Below are 23298 nucleotides of genomic sequence, written 5' to 3'. Positions count from 1 at the left end.
GATGAAAATTTTTGCAAAAGATAAAGACGGACATTTTATCCGTGAAGTCAATGGGATTAAACTCCCGTTCCCATTGACCGAATTTATGAAAGTGCGTAAATGGGGCTATGTTTTTTCCGCACTTTTAATGGCCGTTTCGCTATTTTTTATCGTATCAAAAGGCTTTAACTGGGGATTGGATTTTACCGGCGGGGTTGTTTTTGATACCCATTTTTCACAATCTGCAGACTTAGAAAAAATCCGTGGTAAGCTCCATGAAAATGGTATTGAAAGCCCAATTGTGCAGACAACAGGTTCTGTTCAAGATGTCATGATTCGTTTACCAGCGACGGATAATGATTCAGGCATTGGCGATCGCGTAAAAGGAATGCTCCAAGAAGTAGATTCTGGTATAAAGATTCGTAGTGTTGAATTCGTTGGACCAAACGTAGGGGAAGAATTGGCACAAGGTGCTGTGTATGCGACATTAGCGACATTAGCCATGATGCTAGTTTATGTAGGTTCTCGCTTTGAATGGCGTTTAGGTTTCGGCGGTATCGCATCCCTTGCGCATGACGTAATTATTACTCTTGGCGTGTTTTCAGCGTTACAAATCGAAATTGATTTAACCTTCGTTGCAGCGATTTTATCTGTTGTGGGTTATTCTATTAACGATAGTATCGTGGTCTTTGACCGTGTGCGTGAAAACTTTAGAAAAATAAGACGTCTAGATACGATTGATATTATTGATGTTTCTTTAACGCAAACTTTATCAAGAACCATCATGACCTCTGCTACAACATTAATTGTTGTTATTGCATTGTTCTTTTTCGGCGGTCCATCAATTCATAACTTCTCTTTAGCGTTACTTGTGGGTATTGGATTTGGTACATATTCTTCAATCTTTATTGCAATCGCAATTGCATACGATGTTGGATTACGCCGTGAACATATGATCCCGCCTAAAGTAGATAAGGAAATTGACGAATTACCTTAGTTAAATTCTATTCTTAGAATAAACTTCAATAAAAAATAGTTAACCAAAAATTCATGGTTAACTATTTTTTTATTTGTATTACTTTTTAATTTAGACTTCTAATCTTGAGGTAAGGCATTTATAACGGCTTTCACTAAAGTCGCTAAGGGAATGGCAAAGAATACGCCCAAAAATCCCCATAAACCACCGAAAATTAATACTGAAATGATAATAATCAATGGATGTAAATTCACTGCTTCAGAAAATAAATAAGGGACGAGTAAGTTTCCATCTAAGAGCTGGCTCACAGCAAAAGCGATGATGATATACCAAAATGTTGGGCTGATTCCAAATTGGAATAACGCAACCAATGCAACAGGAATCGTAACAATTACCGCACCAATATAAGGAACAAGAACTGAAAGCCCCACCGCAAAAGCCAATAAGAGCGGGTAATTTAGCCCGAATATTAAGAAAATAATGTAAGTGATGAGCGTGACAATCAGTATTTCTAATAATTTTCCATGAATGTAGTTGGAAATTTGCTGTTGCATTTCTTTCCATACTTTGAAGGCCAAGTTTCTATTTTTCGGTAAGAAACGGCTCACGCCTTGTAAAAGTTCTGATTTATCCTTCAACATAAAAAACATCATTAATGGCACTAAAAAGGCATAAATCCCTAAAGAAACCAAGTTCATAATGGAGGCTAAAGAAAGTTTTACCGCAGATTCACCAAAACCAAGGATTTTTTCTCGCACAGAATTGAAAATAGAATCTACCATTGAATAGTCGATGAGTTCAGGATAATGCTCAGGTAAGTTTAGTAACCATTCATTGAGCTTATTAAACATTGCTGGCAAATCACTTAATAAGGAAATAGTTTGATTCCATAACATTGGCATGAGGATTAAAAAGAAGATTGTCGCTAGTCCAATAAAGCCACCAAAAATGATGATTGTCGCTAACATTCTTGGACATTTTAAATGTTGATGCAAAAAATTGATCGGCATTTCTAGTAAATAGGATAGTACTAGAGCAATCAACAAAGGTGCGATTAAATCTCCAAAAAAATAAATGGAGATAAATCCAAATAATAATATTGCTAATAGTCCCATCGCTTGTGGATCGCTTAAGCGACGCGAGTACCAGCTTTTCAACATTTCTAGCATAATTTCTTTTCCTATAAGTATTTTTTGCCATTATAAGTTAAAATTTATAGTGTTTATAGCTACTAAAAGGAAATCCTATGTCTGTCGTTATTTATCACAACCCTCGTTGTTCAAAAAGCCGTGAAACGCTAGCATTATTAGAAAATCAAGGTGTTCAGCCAATAGTTGAATTGTATTTGCAAAAGCAGTATTCCGTTAATGAATTACAAAGCATTGCCCAAAAATTAGGGATTGATGATGTGCGCCAAATGATGCGTACGAAAGATGATTTATATAAAAGCTTAAATTTAGATAATTTAGAGCTCTCTCAAGCTGAATTATTAAAAGCCATGAGTGAACATTCAGCGCTTATTGAACGTCCAATCGTTATCAATGGTAATCAAGCTAAAATCGGGCGTCCGCCAGAAAGTGTACTTGAGATTTTGTAATTTAAACGTTTGCGCGTATAATACTCCAGCCGTGGAAATCCTTCCGCGGCTTTTTTGAGGAAAAGTTATGGGAAAGAAACAAAAAAGTGCGGTTGAAAATGAAACCATTTATTTGCACACTCGAGGAGTGATAAAAGATAATGCAGTGATGGCATTATTACATGACAAACTATTTCGTCAGCGTGTTGAGAAAAAACGTAAAGGGAAGGGGAGTTACCAACGTAAAGCGAAATACGCAGGGAAAATGTTTGAAAAGCCCGATTATAAATTTTTTGATTACAGAAACTTTATAATCGGGTTTTTCTTAGGCTAAAAATAGTAAAAAGGAGTATAAATATGTCAAATCAGCCTCAAGTCCTATTTAATAATACATGGAATGTACGCATTAGCGATCCTGGTGAAGAGGGGGCTAAAAGCCATTTTTTTGAAACTATCTACCTAACTTTAACGGCATATTTTGAAGAAAATAGAATACGTTTTGAGTTTGTGCGTAAAGTAGAAGATCAAATAAAAATTCAACGCTCTTTTACAGAACTAAATGAGTTATTCAAATTTCTGGGTGATTATTTTGATCCTGTTTTTATTGGATTATTAGGCGTGAAAATTGGGAACCTTGGTGTGAAATCAGAATAATAACTTGACTAATCCACAAAACATTCTAGTATTCTACCCATATTTTGTTATATCGACAAAATAGGGATCGCACTTTAAATTGTATAAATAATGGCATAAAAGTGCGGTTATTTTTTCTTTACTTTTATTGGAGAGCAAAATATGTCAGGTATTTTTACTCAAAGTCCAGCAAACCGTCGTCGTTATGGCGTGGCAGTATTTGTTGGTATCGTTGCAGGGATTATTTCCGCTTTTGTTAAATGGGGCGCAGAGCATCCATTTCCACCGCGTAGTCCAATCGATTTCTTTGCGGCCGCTTGTAAAGTGGATATTACAGGTTTAACACAAGATCAAGTGCTGGCAGTATGTTCCCGTGCATTTTTAAATCCACCACATGTGTTTTTACGTGATTATTTAGGTATTGATCCAACTGATGCTGCATTTACCTTTGCTGATCATGCATTCAATTGGATTGGTGTTACTCATATGATCTTTTCTTTAGTTTTTGCGATTGGTTATTGCTTAGTCGCAGAACGTTTTCCAAAAATTAAATTTTGGCAAGGTATTGGAGCAGGGATTATTGCTAATATTTGCGTGCACTATATTACTTTCCCAGCACTAGGTTTAACCCCACCAGTTGCAGAATGGCCGCTATATGAACATATTTCAGAACTAGTTGGTCATATTTTCTGGTTCTGGACTATTGAGATTATTCGTCGCGATTTACGTAATCGCTTAACTGGCGAGCCAGATGCAGAGATTCCTTTAGCTTAAGCTAAACAGTATAAATTTTGATAAAAAACGGGTTAAGACTAATAAGTTTTAACCCGTTTTCTGTTGGATAGAGATGCTTTAATTAACAACAAATTTCTTGTACGACAAATTGTAATGAATGTCTCGCAAATTGCTGTTGTTTACGGTGTTTCAAGCGTCTCAAACGTAGGTTACGTGATAAAGAGGTTTGTTGTAAATTGGTTTTCTTTTTAAGAAAAGTTTTGCGTTTTAACATTTTATTTATCCTTTTTTTCTTTTATTTTTTCTGAATTTTCAACCGCACTTTCGTTGTTGGCATTATCATTCGTTGTTTGATTTTCTTGGACTCGATGATAATTCACAATGCTATTCATATAGCGGCGAATATTTTCTACATATTGATGGGCTTCATAGCCTCGCGCATAGCCATATTTCAGCTGGGAATAATAGCGTTTTTCTGCTAATAAAGGCAGATTTTTTTTCACATCGAGCCAATTATCTGGATTTCCTCCAAGATTTTTAGTTAAACGACGTGCATCAATTAAGTGGCCCAGTCCCATGTTATAGGCGGCTAAGGCAAACCAAATTCTTTCTTCTTTTTCAATGGTTTCTGGAATTTGACTAATCAGCCAGTGTAAATATTCTGATCCCGCTTTAATGCTTTGTTCAGGATCTGTTCTATCGCTGATTTTCATATGTTGAGCGGTATCTTTCGTTAACATCATTATGCCACGCACGCCCGTAGGTGATGTTGCATCTGGATTCCAATGAGACTCTTGATAAGCGACCGCTGCGAGTAATCGCCAATCTAATTCACCTTTATATTTTTCAAAGAGCGGTGAGAATTGTGGCAGTGTATTTTCAATTGCCTTCATATAAGAGCGCGTATCGACGTAATCAAATTGTGAAATATGCCCTAAATATTTTTCTTTTAAATTATCGACTAGCCCAGTTTCTTGTGCATTATTCATAAAATTGAGTAAGGCAGCTTGCAAATCATTGTAGGCATTATTCGGTAAATACCAGTGAATGTTTGCTTCATCAGTAATATCAAAGGCAATGGCTAATTCTGGTTTGATTTGTTGGAGCGCTGCGATATCAATGGAATTTGCAATAACGTAAGGAATTTTTCCTTCAGATAGTTGTAGCAATAGTTCTTCTTGAGTGAACGCTTGATTTCTTTTCCAAGTTAATTGTGGATATTGTTTTTGTAATTCTTTTAGTGTTTCTTCCAACGATGAGTTGTTAGCGATATAAATTTCTTTCTTAATATCTCCTAGATTTTTAGGACGTTGTTCATTTTTTCGATAAGCTAATTGCCATGAAGCTGAATGATATGCTGGGCCAATTTGGAAACGTTCAGCATTATTAGGATGATATAAAAGGTGAGCCGCAGCTAAATCAATATTATGCTTATCTAACTCATTAAATAATTGTTCTTGATTATCGAAAGTTTTAATTTCGAGTTCTACACCTAGTGAATCAGCAAATGCTTTAGCCAAGTCATATTCAAAGCCTCGTTCGCCGTCTTTATTTATAAAATAAGAAATAGGATTGTTCATTGTGCCCACCATGAGTGAGCCTCGTTCTTGAATTGCTGTATAGTGGTTTTCTTCTGCATGGCGTAAAAATTGCCATGGGAATACCATATCAATAGCCCAAAGCAACAAAGCCAAGGCAGTAATAATACGTAAAAAGAGACCTTTCAATGATTTTTCCTATATAAAAAGCTTGCGGGATTGTAGCTAGAATTTAACCAATAGACAATAAAAAGCCCCTTGAGGTGCAAGGGGCTAATTCTACTTTATCAATAGTGCTAAATTTTAAATGATGGCAAAACATTAGGAAATAGCGCTATTCTTTATATCACAAGGATATTATCCTCGGCGATCACGGCGTGGTTTATCGCTAAAAGAGCGGTTACTTTTTTCATTAAATTTACGATTTCCACGATTGTCACCACCGCGTTCATTACGTCCGCGTTCTCCACGGAAATCGCCACTACGGCCTTTACGTTTACCGTTAAAATCATCGCCACCACGGGAACTATCAGACTTCACAGCACCTAAGAAAGACATTTGCATTTGTTTATTCAATACGCGTGTTTTACCGAATTGTTGCAATAATTCTTTCGGCATACCTTGTGGCAATTCAACGGTAGTGTAATCATCATAAAGTTTAATATGACCAATATAACGGCTGTTAATATCGCCTTCGTTAGCAATCGCACCAACGATATGGCGAACTTCTACACCATCTGCACGACCGACTTCGATACGATATAAATCCATTGGTTGTGGATTTCCATAGCCTTTACGTTCGCCACGACGTTCAGCTGAACGTGGATTTTCACGGCGATCACCTCGTTCATTACGTTCACGACGACGTTTTTCCATTGGTGGATCAGGTGGAAGAATGAGTTTTTGTTTGCCTTGAAGCAGCATCAACATTGCTGCAGCAATATTTTCTTGATCCTGATCGGCTGTGAATAAGTCTTCTAATAAACTACGATATTGCTCTAAATCGTGATGCTCGAGTTGTTTCGTAATTTTGGCGACAAATTTTTTGCGGCGGCATTCTTGTAACACAAGATGATTTGGCAATTCCACTTCATTGATACCTTTTTTCATTAGGTGTTCAATATTACGAAGTAAACGACGCTCGCGAGGTTCAACGAACAATAAAGCACGACCAGAACGACCAGCACGACCAGTACGGCCAATTCGGTGTACATAAGATTCTGCATCAAGCGGAATGTCGTAGTTCACCACAAGGCTGATGCGTTCAATATCAATACCGCGTGCGGCTACATCGGTTGCCACAACAATATCTAAACTGCCGTTACGTAAGCGATCGAGTGTTTGCTCGCGCAATTGTTGTGTCATATCACCATTAAGTGCGGCAGAACGGAAACCATTTTTTTCAAGTAGTTCTGTAATGTCTAACGTACCAGTTTTAGTGCGAGCAAAGATAATCGCTGCATCAAAATCTTCCACTTCTAAGAAACGAAGAAGGGCTTCATTTTTACGCACGCCGTGCACATACCAACAACTTTGGTCGATATCTGGGGCATTTTCGTTATTAACTTTGATCTTCACTTCTTTTGGATCATTCATAAAACGTTTCGTAATACGACGGATCGGTTCAGGCATTGTTGCAGAGAATAACGCTGTTTGGTGATTTTCTGGTAATTCTGCCATGACGGTTTCTACATCATCAATGAAACCCATGCGTAGCATTTCATCTGCTTCATCTAATACGATAAAACGAAGTTCAGAAAGATTTAATGTTCCGCGACGAATATGGTCAAGAATACGACCAGGTGTACCCACAACCACTTGTGCGCCTTGTTTTAATGCACGAAGTTGAATGTCATAACGTTGACCACCATATAAGGTAACAATGCGGGAGTCATGCGCATATTTAACAAATTGTTCGCACGCATCGGCAACTTGAATAGCAAGTTCGCGAGTAGGCGCCATCACTAACATTTGTGGATGCTTTTCACTTGGATCGATTTGCGCTAATAAAGGCAGTGCAAAGGCAGCGGTTTTACCACTACCCGTTTGTGCCATACCTAGCACATCATTGCCATTGAGCAAATGCGGGATACAAGCTTGTTGAATTGGAGAAGGGGTTTCAAAACCTAAGTCAGAAACAGCTTTTAAGATGAACTCAGGTAAGCCTAAGTCATTAAAAGTAATTTTGTCAGTCATTAAAATACTCGAATATAAATAAGGAAAGCTCAAAGAGGCCTTCGGTTTATTAAGTTGAGCAGAGCGAATGAATTTTTCTATTCGTTCTACTGTAAAGAGCGGTGAGTTTTGATTGATTTTTAGAAAACAATCGCTTTTGTTACCGCACTTTTCTCTTCTTTTTCGTCTTCTGTTTGAACCGGTTTTAATTTCATTAGTTCAAACGCGGCAAAACGATACTCAACAAAGTTATAAACCTGATTTGCCATAGCTAGTTTAAATAAAGCTGCCGCTTCATCTACTAGCCCTACATTGAGTTTTTGTTTTGCTAGATAAAAATAGGTTTCTGTGAGAATTTCAGCATATTGTTGTGAATTTTCAGCAAATTCACTTGCTCGTTGTTGTAATTCTTCTACAGAGATGTGTCCTAAGTAATATTGAACGATGTTTGTACCCCAGAAGTCCTCTGATAGCCCTTTTGCTCGTTCAACAAGGTTTGTTTGGGCTTCTTGTGGTTTTAATTTTTGTTCGTTCAAATATAGCCATAAGACACGATAGGGATCTTTTGTATCGGCTTGGTAGAACTGTAAGAAATCTTGCTGAGCAAGATGGTAGCGCCCTACATAATAAAAATTTAAACCACGATTAAGGTGGGTATAGTCATAACTTGAATCTAATTCAAACACCGTATTAAATGCTTCCAATGCGCCGTCGTAATCTTCTTCAAGCAATAAATAAAGCCCTAAGTAATTGTACACAGATGCCATTTTAGGCTGTAATGCAAGGGCTTGAGTAAAATCGTAACGAGCAAGTCCCCATAATCCAAGGGAATCATAGAGTACGCCACGTTCGAAATGTAGCGATGCACGTTCTTCATTACTCATTTTTCCAACGAGTAGTACTTGGCTTAATCGCACGATCATCACTTCCTGTTCAAAGTGAGTATTCGGGTTTTGCTCAGCCAACACGACATGATTTCTAGACACAAAACCGCCCCTAGACTGAACACAGCCTGCAAGGAATAAGATCGCACATAAGCTAAATAAATAGACTATAAAATGGCGAGATAAGCGAAAACACCGCATTTGCTTTCTTTATGCCTAAAAGTTGGAAAACAACAAAACTTAGCAGCGAATGCTACCAAGTTTTGATTCGATATTCCAAGATTATTCTTGTTCTTCTACAGAATCTTCTTGGTTAATTTCAGTTTCTTGTTTCGGAGCCAAGTCTTTCATTGTTAAACGAATACGACCTTGACGATCGATTTCAACAACTTTTACGTTTACTTCTTGGCCTACTTGGAGGTAATCGCTAACTTTTTCTACGCGCTCTTCAGCAATTTGAGAAATATGAACTAAACCTTCTTTATTTCCAACGATTGCTACGAATGCACCAAAATCAGCAAGACGAGTAACTTTACCTTTGTAAATTGCGCCAGCTTCAACTTCTGCAACGATTTTCTCAATACGTCCCATTACGTTTTTCGCTGCATTACTATCTACTGCGGCAATTTTCACTGTACCATCGTCATCAATGTCAATTGATGTACCAGTTTCTTCAGTTAGTGAACGAATTGTTGCGCCACCTTTACCAATGACATCTTTGATTTTCTTAGGATCAATTTTCATTGTGTAGATGCGCGGTGCGTAGTCAGAAATATCTGCACGTGGTGCAGGGATTGCTTGTTCCATTACACCAAGAATGTGCATACGTGCACTTTTCGCTTGGTTTAATGCAATTTGCATAATTTCAGGGGTGATACCTTCAATTTTGATATCCATTTGAAGGGCGGTCACACCTTCACGTGTACCCGCTACTTTAAAGTCCATATCACCTAAGTGGTCTTCATCACCTAAGATATCTGAAAGGACCACGAATTTCTCTTCTTCTTTCACTAAGCCCATTGCGATACCTGCAACAGCAGCTTTGATTGGAACGCCCGCATCCATTAATGCTAAAGACGCACCACATACAGATGCCATAGAAGAAGAACCGTTAGATTCAGTGATTTCAGATACAACACGCACTACGTACGGGAATTCCGCAAGGCTTGGCATAACAGCCGCTACACCACGTTTTGCTAAACGACCGTGACCGATCTCACGACGTTTTGGTGAGCCAATCATACCCGTTTCACCTACAGAGTATGGAGGGAAGTTGTAGTGGAATAAGAAGTGATCTTGACGTTCACCCGTTAATTCATCAATGATTTGTGCATCACGTTCTGTACCTAACGTTGCAACAGCTAATGCTTGCGTTTCACCACGGGTGAAAATCGCAGAACCGTGAGTACGTGGTAATACACCAGTGCAAATGTCTAATGCACGAACGGTATCAACGGTACGACCATCAATACGTGGTTCACCTGCAATGATACGTCCACGAACGATTTGGCTTTCAAGTGCGGTGAAAATATCCACGATTTTACCTTCGCTAATATCTTCATCTTCAGCTGTGATTTGCGCAATTACATCTGCTTTAATTGCATCGATTTGTTCGTAACGTGATTGTTTTTCAGTAATGCGGTATGCATCGCCTAAACGTGCTTCAGCAATTGCTTTTACTTTATTGATTAAATCTGTGTTTGGTTGTGGTGCAACCCAATCCCAACGTGGTTTGCCCGCTTCTTTTGCAAATTCTTTGATTGCTTCAACCACAACTTGTTGTTGTTGATGACCGAATACGACTGCCGCTAACATTTGTTCTTCAGTTAAGATATCAGCTTCAGATTCAACCATTAATACGGCTTTGTCAGTACCAGCAACCACTAAGTCCAAACGGCTTTGTTTTTGTTCAGCCATAGTTGGGTTTAATACGAATTGGTTGTCAATAAAACCAACGCGCGCTGCACCGATAGGACCGTTGAAAGGTACACCAGATAAGGTTAATGCTGCAGAAGCACCAATCATAGCCACTAAGTCTGGGCTGATTTGTGGGTTTACAGAAACTACAGTTGCCACAACTTGGATTTCGTTGAAGAAACCTTCTGGGAATAATGGACGAATTGGACGGTCGATTAAACGTGCAATTAAAGTTTCGCCTTCAGATGGACGACCTTCACGTTTGAAGAATCCACCAGGGATTTTACCCGCCGCATAAGTACGCTCTTGGTAGTTTACGGTTAATGGGAAGAAGTCTTGACCTTCTTTCACATCTTTTTTAGCAACAACAGTCACGAATACCGTGGTATCGTCCATGCTTGCCATCACCGCAGCAGTTGCTTGACGTGCAATCGCGCCGGTTTCTAGAGTAACGGTATGTTGACCGTATTTAAATTGTTTAACAATTGGATTCACAATGTTTTCCTTCAAAATAATATTTAAAACAAAGCTTTATTTTCCAGATTGCGACTAGCAAAAGAAATCTTTTGTAAAAACAACCGCACTTTCGAGCGCTTAAAATTGCTTTTGATAGCCGCACGCTAATGTAGAAAATAAAGCCTAAGCATTATACAGAGGTTTTTGTGTGATTGGTAACTTTATTTCATTTAACCGACTTGGTATCATAGTGTAACTTTTATCCACTATAAGGAAAATTCTATGATTATTAGCAGCTTAACCAGCCCAAATTTTAAAGTTGGTTTACCAAAAGTGATTGCTGAAGTATGTGATTATTTGAATACGTTAGATTTGAATGCGTTAGAAAATGGTCGCCATGATATTAACGATCAAATTTATATGAATGTAATGGAACCAGAAACAGCAGAACCAAGCAGCAAAAAAGCAGAGTTACATCACGAATACTTAGATGTTCAGGTGTTAATCCGCGGTACGGAAAATATAGAAGTTGGCGCTAATTATCCTGATTTGTCTCAGTATGAATCTTATAACGAAGCAGATGATTATCAACTTTGTGCAGATATTGATGATAAATTCACCGTCACAATGAAACCAAAAATGTTCGCTGTATTTTATCCTTACGAACCGCATAAACCTTGCTGTGTAGTCAATGGAAAAACAGAAAAAATTAAAAAATTAGTCGTGAAAGTACCTGTTAAATTAATTTAATTTTTGAAAAAGGGCGGTTAAACATGTTTTTGTTTTTAACCGCTCTTTTTTATTATTTAATCACCGTAATTGACCATTTTGCATCATCAATTTGTTCGAAGTTTGTTACTTCATAACCTTCTTCTGCAGCCCAAGCAGGAATAGCCTCGGTGGCTTGTGTGCAGTCGAATTCAATTTCTAGGCCATCGCCTTTATTTAACTTAGCCATGGCTTCCTTAGCTTCAACGAGAGGAAATGGGCAAACAAGGCCAAGTGTAGGTAATTTAACGATCATATAAACTCCTTATGATGCTTTTGTTAATTTTAAACGTTGTGGACGGATAATGGTAAAGTAGGCGGCCACCCAAGTGCCGAGAATCATCAATGGCAATGAGACCCAACCTTGCCAAGAGAAAAAGGCGGTTTCGACTAAGCCATTACCGATAGAGCAGCCACCTGCAAGCGTTGCACCAATACCCATAAGAATACCGCCGAGTCCGCTGCGTAGAATCGTGGTGGCATCCGGTACGCGAACACGAAATTCATTGCTTGCTTTCGCGCCGATGAATGACCCAATAAAAATCCCTAAGACTAAGAATACGCCCCAGTTAATAAATTTACCGTCGCCAGTAACAAGGAATTGCATGATATTGGCTGATGGACCAGTGATTCCAAGTCCAAACTCACGACCAGTAGCGACACTGAGTGGCCAAGCGGCAAGCGCGATTAATCCGATTAACACAGCAGAGAAAAATGGATGCCAGCGTTTTTCAAATAATAAGTGGGCAAGTCCCGTTTTCTTTGGTTTTAATGACGCGACTTTTGCGCTTGGTTTGCTGAGATGTTTGTATACATAGAAAGCTGTCACTAAAGTTAATAATGCGACTAACCACCAAGGTGATATACCGAATGTATCGTAAATATTGCGTTGTTCAATATTGATACTGCGTAAAGCTTTATTGAATTCGCCTAATGGGCCAGTACGCATGATGGCACTTAATAACATATAAGTGAATAACGCGACCCAACTGCCGACTAAGCCTTCTGCAGCTCGGTACCATGTGCCAGTTGCACAACCGCCAGCGAGAACAATGCCGACACCAAACACAAAGGCACCGATAATCACGGCTAAAAATGCAAAATTTTCAGCTGGATCGACATTTAATACACCGATTTCTTTTAAGAGGAAGAAACCGATGGATTGCACGGTAATCGCCAATAAAAGGGCTACAAACATTTTGTTATTTTTGGTGGCATACATATCGCGAAATGCGCCAGTAATACAAAAGCGCCCACGCTGCATCACAAATCCGAGTAAAATTCCGCAAAGTAATCCGGTTAAAAGCATAAATATTCCTTCTATTTTAGAACTAAGTAGATCGGTATTTTCTAAAAAAATAAGAAGGTAGCGCCAATAACTTTTAGCTAGAAAATATGTTTTTTTGATATAAAAAAGTGCGGTTATAAATTTATACTTTTTTACCGCGCTATTTTAGCAATGTAAGTGTAGAGAATATAATGGGGCGGTTTTATTGCGCTCTCAAGCGATTTAATGAGCTTTTTAATAATTAACCCCACTCAAAAGAGCGGGGTTAATTGTTTTATATGCGTCAGAAATTTGGTTTATGCAGGAACGCGTTCAGCTACGAGCATTTGTAGTTTTCGTAAAATAACATTTAATACTACGCCATAGGCTGGTACGAATAATATAATGCCGATAAATAGCTTAAACAGGTAATCTACAAAGCCGAGTTGTGCCCAGTGTTCAGCCATGAATGGATCTGCACTTTGGTAGAATGCCACACTGAAGAAAACAAACGTATCCGCCATTGAACCGAATGTCATTGAGCTAGTTGGCGCCACCCACCATGTTTTTAACTGGCGTAAGCGGTTAAATACGATCACATCCAGTAATTGTCCTACGACGTAAGCGGCAAAGCTCGCAATAGCAATACGGAATACAAACAGATCAAAATGCGTTAATGATTCGAAACCTTGGAATTTGCTTTCAGAGAATAAAACAGATATGACGTAACTTACAATAAGTGCAGGAAACATCACCACGAAGATGATTTTTCTTGCATCTTCCGCACCGAAAATGCGTACGGTTAAATCTGTAGCTAAAAAGATAAATGGGAATGTGAGTGTTCCCCAAGTGCTGTGGAAAGAAAAATCATTTGCTGCACCAAGTGCGGTCAATTTTAGCGTGATTTCAAAAGGGATTTGTACAAAGTAGTTGCTCGCTGCAATGATGAATATGTGGAAAAAGCTGAGCCAGATGATTGCACGACGTTTTTGTTGATCATTAAAGATCGGAGAGTTTAATTTCATGTTGTACCTTTTTAGTTTAAATAAATCGGGGTTAGGGAACCCGAGGTTGAACATAGGGAGCTAGATAATACTCATATTTCAAATAATTGCAAGATTCGATGTCATTTGAGTTTTATTTTTCACTGAATTCCAGAATACCTCGTCAGAATAAGGTGCTTTACTAGAAGGAGGGGCAGAATTACTTAATGATATGATGCTAGTTCCACAGTTTTTCCTTAAATTGACGAATGATTTCACAGCCTTTATTCTATTTGCATTTTTCATCAAATTTAAAAGGAGAGAAAATGGAGTTACACAATATCCGCGATGAATATACTAAACGAGTGCTTTCGCAACATGATTGCCATGAAAATCCAATCTCGCAATTTGAACAGTGGCAAAAAGAGGCTATTCATGCTCAAGTCAATGAGCCTACTGCAATGAATATTGCGACTGTTGATGAACAAGGTCGCCCAAATAGCCGAATGGTTTTGCTAAAAGAAGTCAATGAGCAAGGTTTTGTCTTTTTTACCAATTATCTTAGCCGAAAAGGTAGTTGTATTGAGCACAATCCTTATGTCGCGTTGACTTTTTTTTGGCCTGAATTGGAACGCCAAGTGCGAATTGAAGGTAAGGCGGTTAAAATCCCAGCAGAACAATCCGATAAATATTTTGCTACCCGACCTTACACCAGTCGTATAGGAGCTTGGGCAAGTGAGCAAAGTGCGGTGATTTCTAATTATAAATCTTTATTAGCAAAAGCCGCATTAGTTGCTGCTAAAAATCCGTTAAATGTGCCTCGACCAGATTATTGGGGTGGCTATTTAATCGTGCCAGAAACCGTGGAATTTTGGCAAGGTCGCCTAAGCCGTTTACATGATCGCATTCGTTATCGTAAAGAAAGCGATAATTGGATTAGAGAAAGGCTTTCTCCTTAGTAAATTGAGCATAAAAATAACCGCACTTTAGTTGTATCCCAAAATGCGGTTAATTTTTTCTAAATTTTAGCGTTTAGCTTTATTTATTAATGCGTGCTAGTACTTGTCGTTGTACGATTTGCACGTTTACGATCGTTTTCTGTTAAAAGTTTTTTACGGATACGAATCGATTCAGGTGTCACTTCCACTAACTCATCGTCATCGATAAATTCAATCGCTTGTTCAAGACTGAATTTCACAGGTGTAGTCAGCACAATCGCATCGTCTTTACCTGACGCACGCATATTGGTTAGTTTTTTACCTTGTAAGCAGTTTACGGTTAAGTCATTTGAACGGCTATGAATACCGATAATTTGACCTTCATAAACTTCTACGTTTGCATCAATCATTAACTTACCACGTTCTTGTAAGCCAAATAATGCATAACCCAGTGCTTTACCTGTTGCATTAGAAATCAACACACCATTTTTACGTTGACCGATATCTCCACCTTTGATTTCATCGTAGTGGCTAAAGCTTGAGTAAAGTAAGCCTGTACCAGAAGTCATGGTCATAAAGTCACCACGGAAGCCAATTAATCCACGGCTAGGAATGATGTATTCTAAGCGAACACGGCCTTTACCATCTGGCAACATATCTCGAACTTCACCTTTACGGATACCTAATGCTTCCATCACAGAACCTTGATGTTGTTCTTCCACATCAATAGTGACTTGTTCGTATGGCTCTTGTTTTTTACCGTCAATATCACGATAGATTACTTTAGGGCGAGAAACCGCAAGTTCATAACCTTCACGACGCATATTTTCGATTAATACAGAAAGATGTAATTCACCACGACCAGAAACACGGAATTCATCTGGGTTTGGTGTTTCTTCTACGCGTAATGCCACGTTGTGAACTAATTCTTTATTTAAACGTTCAAGAATTTGACGAGATGTGACGTATTTACCTTCTTGCCCCGCAAATGGAGAGGTATTTACACAGAAGAACATGGTTACTGTTGGTTCATCAACAGTTAATGATGGAAGCGCTTCAACTGCGTTGATATCACAAATCGTATCAGAAATATTTAATTCACCTAAACCAGTGATCGCCACGATATCGCCTGCGTAAGCAACATCTTCTTCATAACGTTGTAAACCTAGGTGACCAAGTACTTGACCGATACGACCTTGACGAGTTTTTCCTTCACTATTGATGATAGTAACCGGTTGGTTTGGTTTAATCGAACCGCGCTTAATACGACCAATGCCGATAACACCTACATAGTTGTTGTAGTCTAATTGTGAAATTTGCATTTGGAATGGTGCATCAAGTTCTACTTTTGGCGGTTCTACATGTTTCACAATGGCTTCAAATAATGGGGTCATATCTTTTGCTAATTCTTCGTGCTCAAGACCTGCGACACCATTTAGCGCTGAAGCATAGATAATAGGGAAGTCTAACTGTTCATCTGTTGCACCAAGATTTACGAATAAGTCAAATACTTGATCCACAACCCAGTCAGGACGCGCACCAGGGCGGTCAACTTTATTAATTACTACGATAGGTTTTAAACCATGAGCGAACGCTTTTTGGGTTACGAAACGCGTTTGTGGCATTGGGCCATCAAAAGCATCAACAACTAATAGAACAGAGTCCACCATAGAAAGTACGCGTTCAACTTCACCACCGAAGTCTGCGTGTCCTGGGGTATCTACGATGTTAATGCGATAACCATTCCAGTTAATTGCGGTATTTTTTGCAAGAATGGTAATGCCACGTTCTTTTTCAAGATCGTTTGAGTCCATAACTCGTTCATCCACATCACCACGTGCAGATTCAAAAGTACCAGATTGTTGAAGAAGTTTATCTACAAGAGTGGTTTTACCATGGTCAACGTGCGCAATAATTGCGATGTTACGGAGTTTTTTAATATCAATTTCGTTTTTCATTGTTTAATGCTTTGATTAGATGAGATGCAATTTTTATTACATCGTTACATAAAAAATGGCGCAACGAGTTGCACCCTGCGTTTCTACATTTGTCGAAAGGGCAAAAATTATACATGCATTTTTCTTTTTCTGCTATGACTAGAATAAGAAAAATAAATCTCATGAAAAAATAGTATTGTTACGTTATAATGCGCACTTCTTATTTTAATCGGATTAATATAGAGGACTCCCTAATGCCAAACGCAAATGCAATCGCCAATGTATTTAAGCTAATTGAAGAAAATAATGTGAAATTTGTACTTCTTCGATTCACCGATATTAAAGGCAAAGAGCATGGTGTATCCATTCCTGTAAGCCTTGTGGATGAAGAAATGTTTGAAGACGGCAAGATGTTTGATGGTTCCTCTGTAGAAGGATGGAAGACCATTAATAAAGCCGATATGTTGCTTATGCCAATCGCTGAAACTGCAGTGATCGATCCATTCGCGCAAATTCCAACGCTTTCTATTCGTTGTAGTGTTTATGAACCAACGACAATGCAAAGCTACGATCGCGATCCGCGCTCTATTGCAATTCGTGCAGAAAATTATATGCGTTCAACAGGTATTGCGGATCAAGCTTTTTTCGGCCCAGAGCCTGAATTCTTCTTATTTGATGATGTGCGTTTTAATGTATCAATGAACAAAGCGTCTTTTTCTATTGATGATATAGAAGCTGCTTGGAACACGAATAAAAAATATGAAGAAGGCAATAACGCTTATCGCCCATTGAAAAAAGGTGGTTACTGTGCGGTTGCTCCAATTGATACGGCTCATGATATTCGCTCTGAAATGTGTTTAATTTTAGAAGAAATGGGCTTAGTCATCGAAGCTCATCACCATGAAGTGGCAACCGCAGGTCAAAATGAAATTGCAACGAAATTCAACAGCTTAACCTTGAAAGCGGATGAAACACAAATCTATAAATACGTGGTACAAAACGTTGCATTAGAACATGGCAAAACCGCTTGCTTTATGCCTAAACCAATCACGGGTGACAATGGTTCAGGCATGCACTGCAATATGTCATTAGGCAAAGACGGTAAAAATATTTTCCAAGGCGACAAATATGCTGGTCTTTCAGAAACCGCACTTTATTACATCGGCGGTATCATTAAGCACGCTAAAGCATTAAATGCGTTCACTAACCCAAGTACTAACTCATACAAACGTTTAGTGCCTGGCTTTGAAGCACCTGTATTATTGGCTTACTCTGCAAGCAACCGTTCTGCTTCAATTCGTATTCCCGCAGTAACCAACCCGAAAGCGATTCGTGTAGAAGCACGTTTCCCAGATCCTTTAGCAAACCCATATTTAGCATTTGCTGCATTATTAATGGCAGGCCTTGATGGTGTCGTAAACAAAATCCATCCAGGTGATGCAATGGATAAAAATCTTTACGATCTTCCACCAGAAGAATTAAAAGATATTCCAGCGGTAGCAAGCTCATTAGAAGAAGCGTTGAATTCATTAGAAAAAGACTATGAATTTTTAACGCAAGGTGGTGTTTTTGCTAAAGACTTTATCGAAGCATTTATTAGTATTAAACGTAAGGAAGTAGAACGTTTAAATATGACACCACATCCAGTTGAGTTTGAGATGTATTATGCATAAGAAACAATAGATTTCTAGTTGCTAAATGAGAAAGTGCGGTCATTTTTGGCCGCACTTTTTGTATGTGATATCACGTTGAATTCGTGTATAATCGAAATCTGATTATAGATAGGACTAGATTATGCTTAATAAATTTGTAGGCAAGTTTCGCCGATTTTATGCATTTAATGAGCTATTAAAACAGCTTGTTATAAGAGATATTAAATTAAAGTATAGAAGAAGTTATTTAGGTTATCTTTGGAGTGTTTTAAACCCATTAATGTTAATGGGGGTTTTAGTATTTGTGTTTTCTAATATTTTTAGATCAAACATTCCTAATTTTCCGCTTTATCTATTAACTGGGCAAATTATTTTTAATTTCATGGTGGAAGCAACAAATATGTCAGTAGGATCTATTACTGGCAATGCTGCACTATTGAAAAAAACTTATGTGCCTAAATATGTATTTACTATATCAAAAGTTGGGAGTTCTTTAGTTAATTTAGTATTTTCATTAGGTGCGTTATTATTAGTAATGATAGTAACTAAGGCTGATTTTTCATTAGCCTTAATATTTTTCCCTATTGTTATTTTTCAGGTGTTTGTCTTTAGTTTGGGGGTTGGCTTATTTTTAGCAGCGGTGACAGTATTTTTTAGAGATGTTCAGTATTTATGGGGAGTGTTTATTTCTATGTGGATGTATTGTACTCCAATATTCTACCCTGTATCTATTATCCCTGAGAAATATTTGTTTTATTACAAAGCATTAAATCCAATGTATTTATATGTTGAACAATTTAGAAATATTATTTTATCTGCAACGTTTCCTGACTTGAAACTAATTCTAGCAGGCTTTACAGTTGCTTTTATTGCGTTAATTTTTGGCACATGGTACTTCAATAAAAAACAAGACGAATTTATTTTATATATATGATGAACGATACTTTGATTAAAGTTACCGATGCTACTGTGCGCTTTAATATGGCGACAGAAAGCTTCAACGGGCTAAAAGAATACATAATCAAAATGCTGAAAGGTGATTTGATGTTTCAAGAGTTTTTGGCGTTAAAAGATGTAAATCTTGAAGTAAAACGTGGGGAGTCTTGGGGCTTAATTGGTACCAATGGTTCAGGAAAATCCACACTTTTAAAGCTAATCTGTGGCATTTTAAAACCTTATAAAGGCACTGTAGAGGTGCACGGCAATATTGCTCCTCTTATTGAGCTGGGTGCTGGTTTTGATGGTGAACTAACTGCAAGAGAAAATATTTATCTTAATGGCGCACTTTTAGGGCATAAAAAGGCCTTTATGGAGCAACATTTTGACGAAATTATTGAATTTGCTGAGCTACAAGATTTCGTTGATGTACCAATTAAAAATTTCTCCTCAGGAATGGCCGCCCGATTGGGCTTTGCCGTCGCAACAATTGTTAAACCGGAAATTCTCATTGTGGATGAAGTGTTGGCTGTGGGAGATGCAGCATTCCAAGAAAAATGTAAAAAACGCATGGAAAATATGCTAGCCGGCGGTACGACACTTTTATTTGTTTCTCATTCTATCGAGCAGGTAAAAGAGCTTTGTCAGAACGTGATTTGGTTGGACAAGGGCGTAGTGAAAGGCTGTGGGAAGGCTGAGGATGTGATCCCATTGTATGCGGGCTAATGCTATAGGATTAACGATATCTGCTTAAAATGAGTTAATCAAAAGATGATTTACGTATCGATTCCTGTTCATGAAAAAATCGAGATTATTCTTGACCAAGCGAAAAATTTTCATCGTTTTTTTCCTGAGGCAATGATTGTTTTCCATCTTTCAAAAGGAGCTGATTTTTCTCTACATGAGCTAGATTTGGCATTGAAAGATAATGCGATTGAAAATGTTCTGCTGAATCCACAGCAGGTTGAAACAAAGTGGGGCAGTATCATTAATGCCCATTTAGAGAATGTTCGTTATATCCTAACCTTAGAGGATGCTGAAAAAGTTATATTTCATTCCTCAAATGATATGCTTGTTAAAGATGGTATCTATAAATATGTGAAGGATAGAAAAAATATTTTTCATAATAGAAAAATAAATAAAGGGACTTTTTGGTGGGTAGGAAAGAGAGCATTAAAAGATAAAGCAATGACTGGTTACTTTAATGATGGTTTGCTGGCATCTCAAATAGAAGGCTCTATGTATGAGATTGCTTTTCTAGAGATGTTACTTAAAGAAATTTATTTAAACCCGGAATTATTAAATCAAGAGTTGTTCTATCCTAAAGAAGAGATTCTTTTCTCTTCTTTTGCTAATAAATATCAGATATTAAGTGATGGACTCCCTTATATATTTTCAGAAATTCACCGGTTTGATAGAAAATTTTTTCGTTTTATTTTTATTTTTAGATTCTTTTTAGCAAAAGACTCATTTTTTTCTAGAGCAATAAAGAAAGTGTTATCTGATGTATTGATCATTTTTGGTGATTATAAAATATCAATAAGTGATATAGAGGCTATTCGTTGCAATAATAAAGAATACTTTAATGACTCTCTCACTCTTAATGATGGCGATGATTTGGATTGGAATGTAGTTGATGTAAGCAATCTTTATGGAGTTAAAAGGGTTCCTCGTAATTTAGAGGATAATATTAGACTTACTATTAATATGTAGCTATAAGTTGAGGCTGATGTGAATAATAAATTAACAATCGTTACACCTAGTTTTGAGAAACATTTTTTACAATTTTCATCGATGATCGATAGTATTGATAAAAATTGTATTGATAAAGAAAACCTAGAGATAATAGTTGTTGTTGAGGAAAAAAATGTTGGAATGTTTTCTCCTTTATCTACACAATATCGTGATTTATCAATTTCGATCGTTACAACCGAAAGCATATTAGATAGATTTAATATAAAAGAATCGCCTAGTAGCTTTTTAAAAAGAATTGGTAAGTTTACATTTCAATCATTAAAAAAATTTGGTGGTATTTTATCTTCGAATACACACTGGTCACTTGTATTAGATAGTGAGACTTTTTTCTATAATCAATTTAGCGCATCCGAATTAGTTAGAAATTATTCTGAACAGAAGTATGTTTTTTATACAAGTACTATTTCTAGAGGGAAAACTTGGAAGCATAGTACTGGATTTATAGTCAATAGAAATGCAGCAGAAGCATTAAAGTTATCTTCTATTTCTAAATGGTATATGGAAATATTCCATTGGTTCTATGAAAAAGATAAAGTAGAAGATCTGATTTTTAATAAATTAGGAAGTGATTGGCTAGATGACATATCGCATAGCTCTAAACCAATAGAGCATTTTGAGTGCGTGTTATATTATGCTTATTTAAATAAATATCATCAAGACGAATATAACTTCCTAGATTTTAAAGAAGTTTTATCTGAATTTGTAGGTGATGATATAGCTAATAGATTTAAACTTGATGATATTCCGTTTGCCTTACATGGTAATGATTTTTTATTATCAATTGTGGGGAGTAGGGAAATTAGTAAATTAGCTTCATTTTTTTCTCACTTTAAACTTCCTATTATTCGCCTAGAACCATCTTATATTGATACTACTTATATTTCGGAACTGAAAAAATTGCCGTATTTTTGTGCTACAGTTTCCAGCCAGTATTTAATGTGGATGAATAAGCGTATAGCTGTATGTGTTTCAGGTAAATTTACCCATTCTGGTCAGTTTTTGCATGATGAATTCAGAGGGTATGAGCAAGAAGTTAGACATTTACTTGGTTTTTTATCTGGGGTGGACTGTGATTTATATATTCATAGTTTGAAGCAACCCTGTGAGAGCTATATTATTGACGTTCTAAAACCTAAGAAATTCCTTTTTGAAGATCAAATAGATTTTAAAGAAATGGCTAGCCGTATTTCTTCTACTGAAAATAGTTATTTAAAACCAGGGAGAAATGAAGGTTCTATTTCGATGTTTTATAGTATGAGTAAATCATTTTCATTGATTGAAAATTTAGATGAATATGATTATATAGTTAGAATACGACCGGATATTTATTCTGAATTTACTCTGAAAGAAATATTATTTAATATTAGTGATAATGGAGATTTTATTCCGAATGTTTTATATACTCCGGCTAGTTTTTTATCAAAAGGTATGAATGACCAATTTGCTATTGGTAAAGTTGATGTGATGTCAACTTATTTTTCAATGTATTCATACTTACAGAAGAATATTGATAAAGTATTTTTTAATCCCGAGAATATGCTAGCTGAGTATTTGATAAATAGCGGTATAAAAATATCATTATTAAACATGCCGTATACACTGCATCGCGGAGAGATAATTAGACCTTGGAAAGTTTTACATTTAATGCATATGCAAGAGCATTGTTGGTGGTCTCAGACGACAAGGCTAGCTAAGTTACAGGATGTTACTAATTTTATAAAAAATAGAGTAGAGTCAGGTAAGATTATAAATGCTTATCCAGCACACTCACGTTTTTTAGCTAAAGTGAAAAATCAGGACTATATGATTCTCATTGAATCGTTTGATTATGATCCTTGTGTTCATGCAAGGGCTGTTATTGATATATGTGGTATTTTAGTACCTCAAAAAATAAAGAATGTTAACGGTATTGTAGGGTTTGATAACAAACACTACGATATTTACTATTGTATTGATATAAATGGAGATAATGAGCTTATTCTTAATCAAACTATAAGTGATGGAAATATCATAAAGTATGGTAAAGTAGAATGTGACAAATTTATTGTTCTAACTAATAGAGATCCTAAACTTGTTTTAGTAAATGCTTTTGTATTTATACGAAGAAATGGAACTAGATTATATTATAAATTTAAACCGTGTTTATTAAGATTAAAGCATAAATTAAAACAAATTTTAGGAATGTAGAAATAT

Annotated in this window: 22 protein-coding genes; 12 read left to right on the top strand and 10 right to left on the bottom strand. The window is 37.0% G+C overall.

Features of this window, described 5'->3' with window-relative positions; all coding sequences use genetic code 11:
* Position 1: 1 nt before the first annotated feature.
* On the top strand, positions 2-976 hold the full coding sequence (gene secF, locus DV428_RS09215) for a protein translocase subunit SecF (protein WP_114909510.1): 975 nt from the start codon (positions 2-4) through the stop codon (positions 974-976).
* A gap of 98 nt (positions 977-1074) precedes the next feature.
* Here the strand turns inward: secF and DV428_RS09210 are convergent, their stop codons facing one another.
* The gene (locus DV428_RS09210) at positions 1075-2124 is read right to left on the bottom strand and encodes an AI-2E family transporter (RefSeq protein ID WP_114909509.1); all 1050 of its coding nucleotides are present in this window, start codon (positions 2122-2124) and stop codon (positions 1075-1077) included.
* 77 nt (positions 2125-2201) lie between these two features.
* Between DV428_RS09210 and arsC the strand changes: the two genes are divergently transcribed.
* The 4 genes from arsC (at position 2202) to DV428_RS09190 (ending at position 3938) form a co-directional block, all read left to right on the top strand.
* A complete protein-coding gene (gene arsC, locus DV428_RS09205) occupies positions 2202-2552 on the top strand; it encodes an arsenate reductase (glutaredoxin) (RefSeq protein ID WP_114909508.1) in 351 nt (116 codons plus the stop codon).
* Positions 2553-2619: 67 nt separating this feature from the next.
* A complete protein-coding gene (locus DV428_RS09200; protein ID WP_114909507.1) occupies positions 2620-2865 on the top strand; it encodes an alternative ribosome-rescue factor A in 246 nt (81 codons plus the stop codon).
* A gap of 23 nt (positions 2866-2888) precedes the next feature.
* Entirely contained in the window at positions 2889-3185 is a 297-nt protein-coding gene (locus DV428_RS09195) for a DUF5377 family protein (RefSeq protein ID WP_114909506.1), read from the top strand.
* Positions 3186-3326: 141 nt separating this feature from the next.
* Positions 3327-3938, top strand: coding sequence for a YagU family protein (locus tag DV428_RS09190; protein ID WP_114909505.1), 612 nt, complete (start codon positions 3327-3329; stop codon positions 3936-3938).
* An 82-nt stretch (positions 3939-4020) separates the two neighbouring features.
* Here DV428_RS09190 and DV428_RS09635 read toward each other — a convergent pair whose 3' ends face one another.
* From DV428_RS09635 to pnp, 5 genes are all read right to left on the bottom strand, one after another.
* Complete coding sequence (locus DV428_RS09635) at positions 4021-4173, bottom strand: hypothetical protein (protein ID WP_005631066.1); 153 nt, start codon at positions 4171-4173, stop codon at positions 4021-4023.
* Position 4174: 1 nt separating this feature from the next.
* Positions 4175-5626 (bottom strand): membrane-bound lytic murein transglycosylase MltF, encoded by a 1452-nt coding sequence (gene mltF / locus DV428_RS09185; RefSeq protein ID WP_114909504.1) that lies wholly within the window; start codon positions 5624-5626, stop codon positions 4175-4177.
* A 168-nt stretch (positions 5627-5794) separates the two neighbouring features.
* Positions 5795-7633: a DEAD/DEAH box helicase gene (locus DV428_RS09180; RefSeq protein WP_114909503.1), complete on the bottom strand. Its 1839-nt coding sequence runs from the start codon at positions 7631-7633 to the stop codon at positions 5795-5797.
* Between the two features lie 119 nt (positions 7634-7752).
* The gene (gene nlpI, locus DV428_RS09175) at positions 7753-8697 is read right to left on the bottom strand and encodes a lipoprotein NlpI (RefSeq protein WP_114909502.1); all 945 of its coding nucleotides are present in this window, start codon (positions 8695-8697) and stop codon (positions 7753-7755) included.
* A gap of 81 nt (positions 8698-8778) precedes the next feature.
* Positions 8779-10908: a polyribonucleotide nucleotidyltransferase gene (gene pnp, locus DV428_RS09170; RefSeq protein ID WP_114909501.1), complete on the bottom strand. Its 2130-nt coding sequence runs from the start codon at positions 10906-10908 to the stop codon at positions 8779-8781.
* Positions 10909-11151: 243 nt separating this feature from the next.
* On the opposite strand from pnp, the gene nanQ reads away from it, so the two are divergent.
* Entirely contained in the window at positions 11152-11619 is a 468-nt protein-coding gene (nanQ, locus tag DV428_RS09165; RefSeq protein WP_114909500.1) for an N-acetylneuraminate anomerase, read from the top strand.
* Between the two features lie 52 nt (positions 11620-11671).
* Here the strand turns inward: nanQ and DV428_RS09160 are convergent, their stop codons facing one another.
* The 3 genes from DV428_RS09160 to DV428_RS09150 form a co-directional block, all read right to left on the bottom strand.
* Positions 11672-11893: a sulfurtransferase TusA family protein gene (locus tag DV428_RS09160; RefSeq protein WP_005631077.1), complete on the bottom strand. Its 222-nt coding sequence runs from the start codon at positions 11891-11893 to the stop codon at positions 11672-11674.
* Positions 11894-11902: 9 nt separating this feature from the next.
* Entirely contained in the window at positions 11903-12946 is a 1044-nt protein-coding gene (locus tag DV428_RS09155; RefSeq protein WP_114909499.1) for a YeeE/YedE family protein, read from the bottom strand.
* Between the two features lie 275 nt (positions 12947-13221).
* Positions 13222-13929 (bottom strand): 7-cyano-7-deazaguanine/7-aminomethyl-7-deazaguanine transporter, encoded by a 708-nt coding sequence (locus tag DV428_RS09150; RefSeq protein WP_005631081.1) that lies wholly within the window; start codon positions 13927-13929, stop codon positions 13222-13224.
* A 284-nt stretch (positions 13930-14213) separates the two neighbouring features.
* Between DV428_RS09150 and pdxH the strand changes: the two genes are divergently transcribed.
* Positions 14214-14846 (top strand): pyridoxamine 5'-phosphate oxidase, encoded by a 633-nt coding sequence (pdxH, locus tag DV428_RS09145; RefSeq protein WP_114909498.1) that lies wholly within the window; start codon positions 14214-14216, stop codon positions 14844-14846.
* Between the two features lie 86 nt (positions 14847-14932).
* On the opposite strand, the gene typA is transcribed toward pdxH, so the two are convergent.
* Positions 14933-16783, bottom strand: coding sequence for a translational GTPase TypA (typA, locus tag DV428_RS09140; protein ID WP_114909497.1), 1851 nt, complete (start codon positions 16781-16783; stop codon positions 14933-14935).
* A 233-nt stretch (positions 16784-17016) separates the two neighbouring features.
* Between typA and glnA the strand changes: the two genes are divergently transcribed.
* The 5 genes from glnA to DV428_RS09115 all read left to right on the top strand — a co-directional run bounded on the left by glnA (position 17017) and on the right by DV428_RS09115 (position 23292).
* On the top strand, positions 17017-18435 hold the full coding sequence (gene glnA / locus DV428_RS09135; RefSeq protein ID WP_114909496.1) for a type I glutamate--ammonia ligase: 1419 nt from the start codon (positions 17017-17019) through the stop codon (positions 18433-18435).
* A 121-nt stretch (positions 18436-18556) separates the two neighbouring features.
* Positions 18557-19348 (top strand): ABC transporter permease, encoded by a 792-nt coding sequence (locus DV428_RS09130; RefSeq protein ID WP_114909495.1) that lies wholly within the window; start codon positions 18557-18559, stop codon positions 19346-19348.
* Positions 19345-20076, top strand: coding sequence for an ABC transporter ATP-binding protein (locus DV428_RS09125; protein ID WP_114909494.1), 732 nt, complete (start codon positions 19345-19347; stop codon positions 20074-20076). The genes DV428_RS09130 and DV428_RS09125 overlap by 4 nt, the downstream gene beginning before the upstream one ends.
* A gap of 45 nt (positions 20077-20121) precedes the next feature.
* Positions 20122-21063: a hypothetical protein gene (locus tag DV428_RS09120; protein WP_114909493.1), complete on the top strand. Its 942-nt coding sequence runs from the start codon at positions 20122-20124 to the stop codon at positions 21061-21063.
* An 18-nt stretch (positions 21064-21081) separates the two neighbouring features.
* On the top strand, positions 21082-23292 hold the full coding sequence (locus DV428_RS09115) for a hypothetical protein (RefSeq protein ID WP_162790808.1): 2211 nt from the start codon (positions 21082-21084) through the stop codon (positions 23290-23292).
* Positions 23293-23298: the final 6 nt, after the last annotated feature.

Origin of the sequence: Haemophilus haemolyticus (assembly GCF_003352385.1) — a bacterium.
GTDB lineage: Bacteria > Pseudomonadota > Gammaproteobacteria > Enterobacterales > Pasteurellaceae > Haemophilus > Haemophilus haemolyticus_I.
The sequence above is the reverse complement of the archived record's forward strand: the minus strand, read 5'-3'. Positions and strand labels throughout refer to the sequence as shown.

Bases quoted from the DNA above. Each gene is read 5' to 3' on its own strand.
- secF (WP_114909510.1), top strand. From the start codon at position 2: ATGAAAATTTTTGCAAAAGATAAAGACGGACATTTTATCCGTGAAGTC.
- DV428_RS09210 (WP_114909509.1), bottom strand. From the start codon at position 2,124: ATGCTAGAAATGTTGAAAAGCTGGTACTCGCGTCGCTTAAGCGATCCA.
- arsC (WP_114909508.1), top strand. From the start codon at position 2,202: ATGTCTGTCGTTATTTATCACAACCCTCGTTGTTCAAAAAGCCGTGAA.
- DV428_RS09200 (WP_114909507.1), top strand. From the start codon at position 2,620: ATGGGAAAGAAACAAAAAAGTGCGGTTGAAAATGAAACCATTTATTTG.
- DV428_RS09195 (WP_114909506.1), top strand. From the start codon at position 2,889: ATGTCAAATCAGCCTCAAGTCCTATTTAATAATACATGGAATGTACGC.
- DV428_RS09190 (WP_114909505.1), top strand. From the start codon at position 3,327: ATGTCAGGTATTTTTACTCAAAGTCCAGCAAACCGTCGTCGTTATGGC.
- DV428_RS09635 (WP_005631066.1), bottom strand. From the start codon at position 4,173: ATGTTAAAACGCAAAACTTTTCTTAAAAAGAAAACCAATTTACAACAA.
- DV428_RS09180 (WP_114909503.1), bottom strand. From the start codon at position 7,633: ATGACTGACAAAATTACTTTTAATGACTTAGGCTTACCTGAGTTCATC.
- nlpI (WP_114909502.1), bottom strand. From the start codon at position 8,697: ATGCGGTGTTTTCGCTTATCTCGCCATTTTATAGTCTATTTATTTAGC.
- nanQ (WP_114909500.1), top strand. From the start codon at position 11,152: ATGATTATTAGCAGCTTAACCAGCCCAAATTTTAAAGTTGGTTTACCA.
- DV428_RS09160 (WP_005631077.1), bottom strand. From the start codon at position 11,893: ATGATCGTTAAATTACCTACACTTGGCCTTGTTTGCCCATTTCCTCTC.
- DV428_RS09155 (WP_114909499.1), bottom strand. From the start codon at position 12,946: ATGCTTTTAACCGGATTACTTTGCGGAATTTTACTCGGATTTGTGATG.
- DV428_RS09150 (WP_005631081.1), bottom strand. From the start codon at position 13,929: ATGAAATTAAACTCTCCGATCTTTAATGATCAACAAAAACGTCGTGCA.
- pdxH (WP_114909498.1), top strand. From the start codon at position 14,214: ATGGAGTTACACAATATCCGCGATGAATATACTAAACGAGTGCTTTCG.
- typA (WP_114909497.1), bottom strand. From the start codon at position 16,783: ATGAAAAACGAAATTGATATTAAAAAACTCCGTAACATCGCAATTATT.
- glnA (WP_114909496.1), top strand. From the start codon at position 17,017: ATGCCAAACGCAAATGCAATCGCCAATGTATTTAAGCTAATTGAAGAA.
- DV428_RS09130 (WP_114909495.1), top strand. From the start codon at position 18,557: ATGCTTAATAAATTTGTAGGCAAGTTTCGCCGATTTTATGCATTTAAT.
- DV428_RS09125 (WP_114909494.1), top strand. From the start codon at position 19,345: ATGATGAACGATACTTTGATTAAAGTTACCGATGCTACTGTGCGCTTT.
- DV428_RS09120 (WP_114909493.1), top strand. From the start codon at position 20,122: ATGATTTACGTATCGATTCCTGTTCATGAAAAAATCGAGATTATTCTT.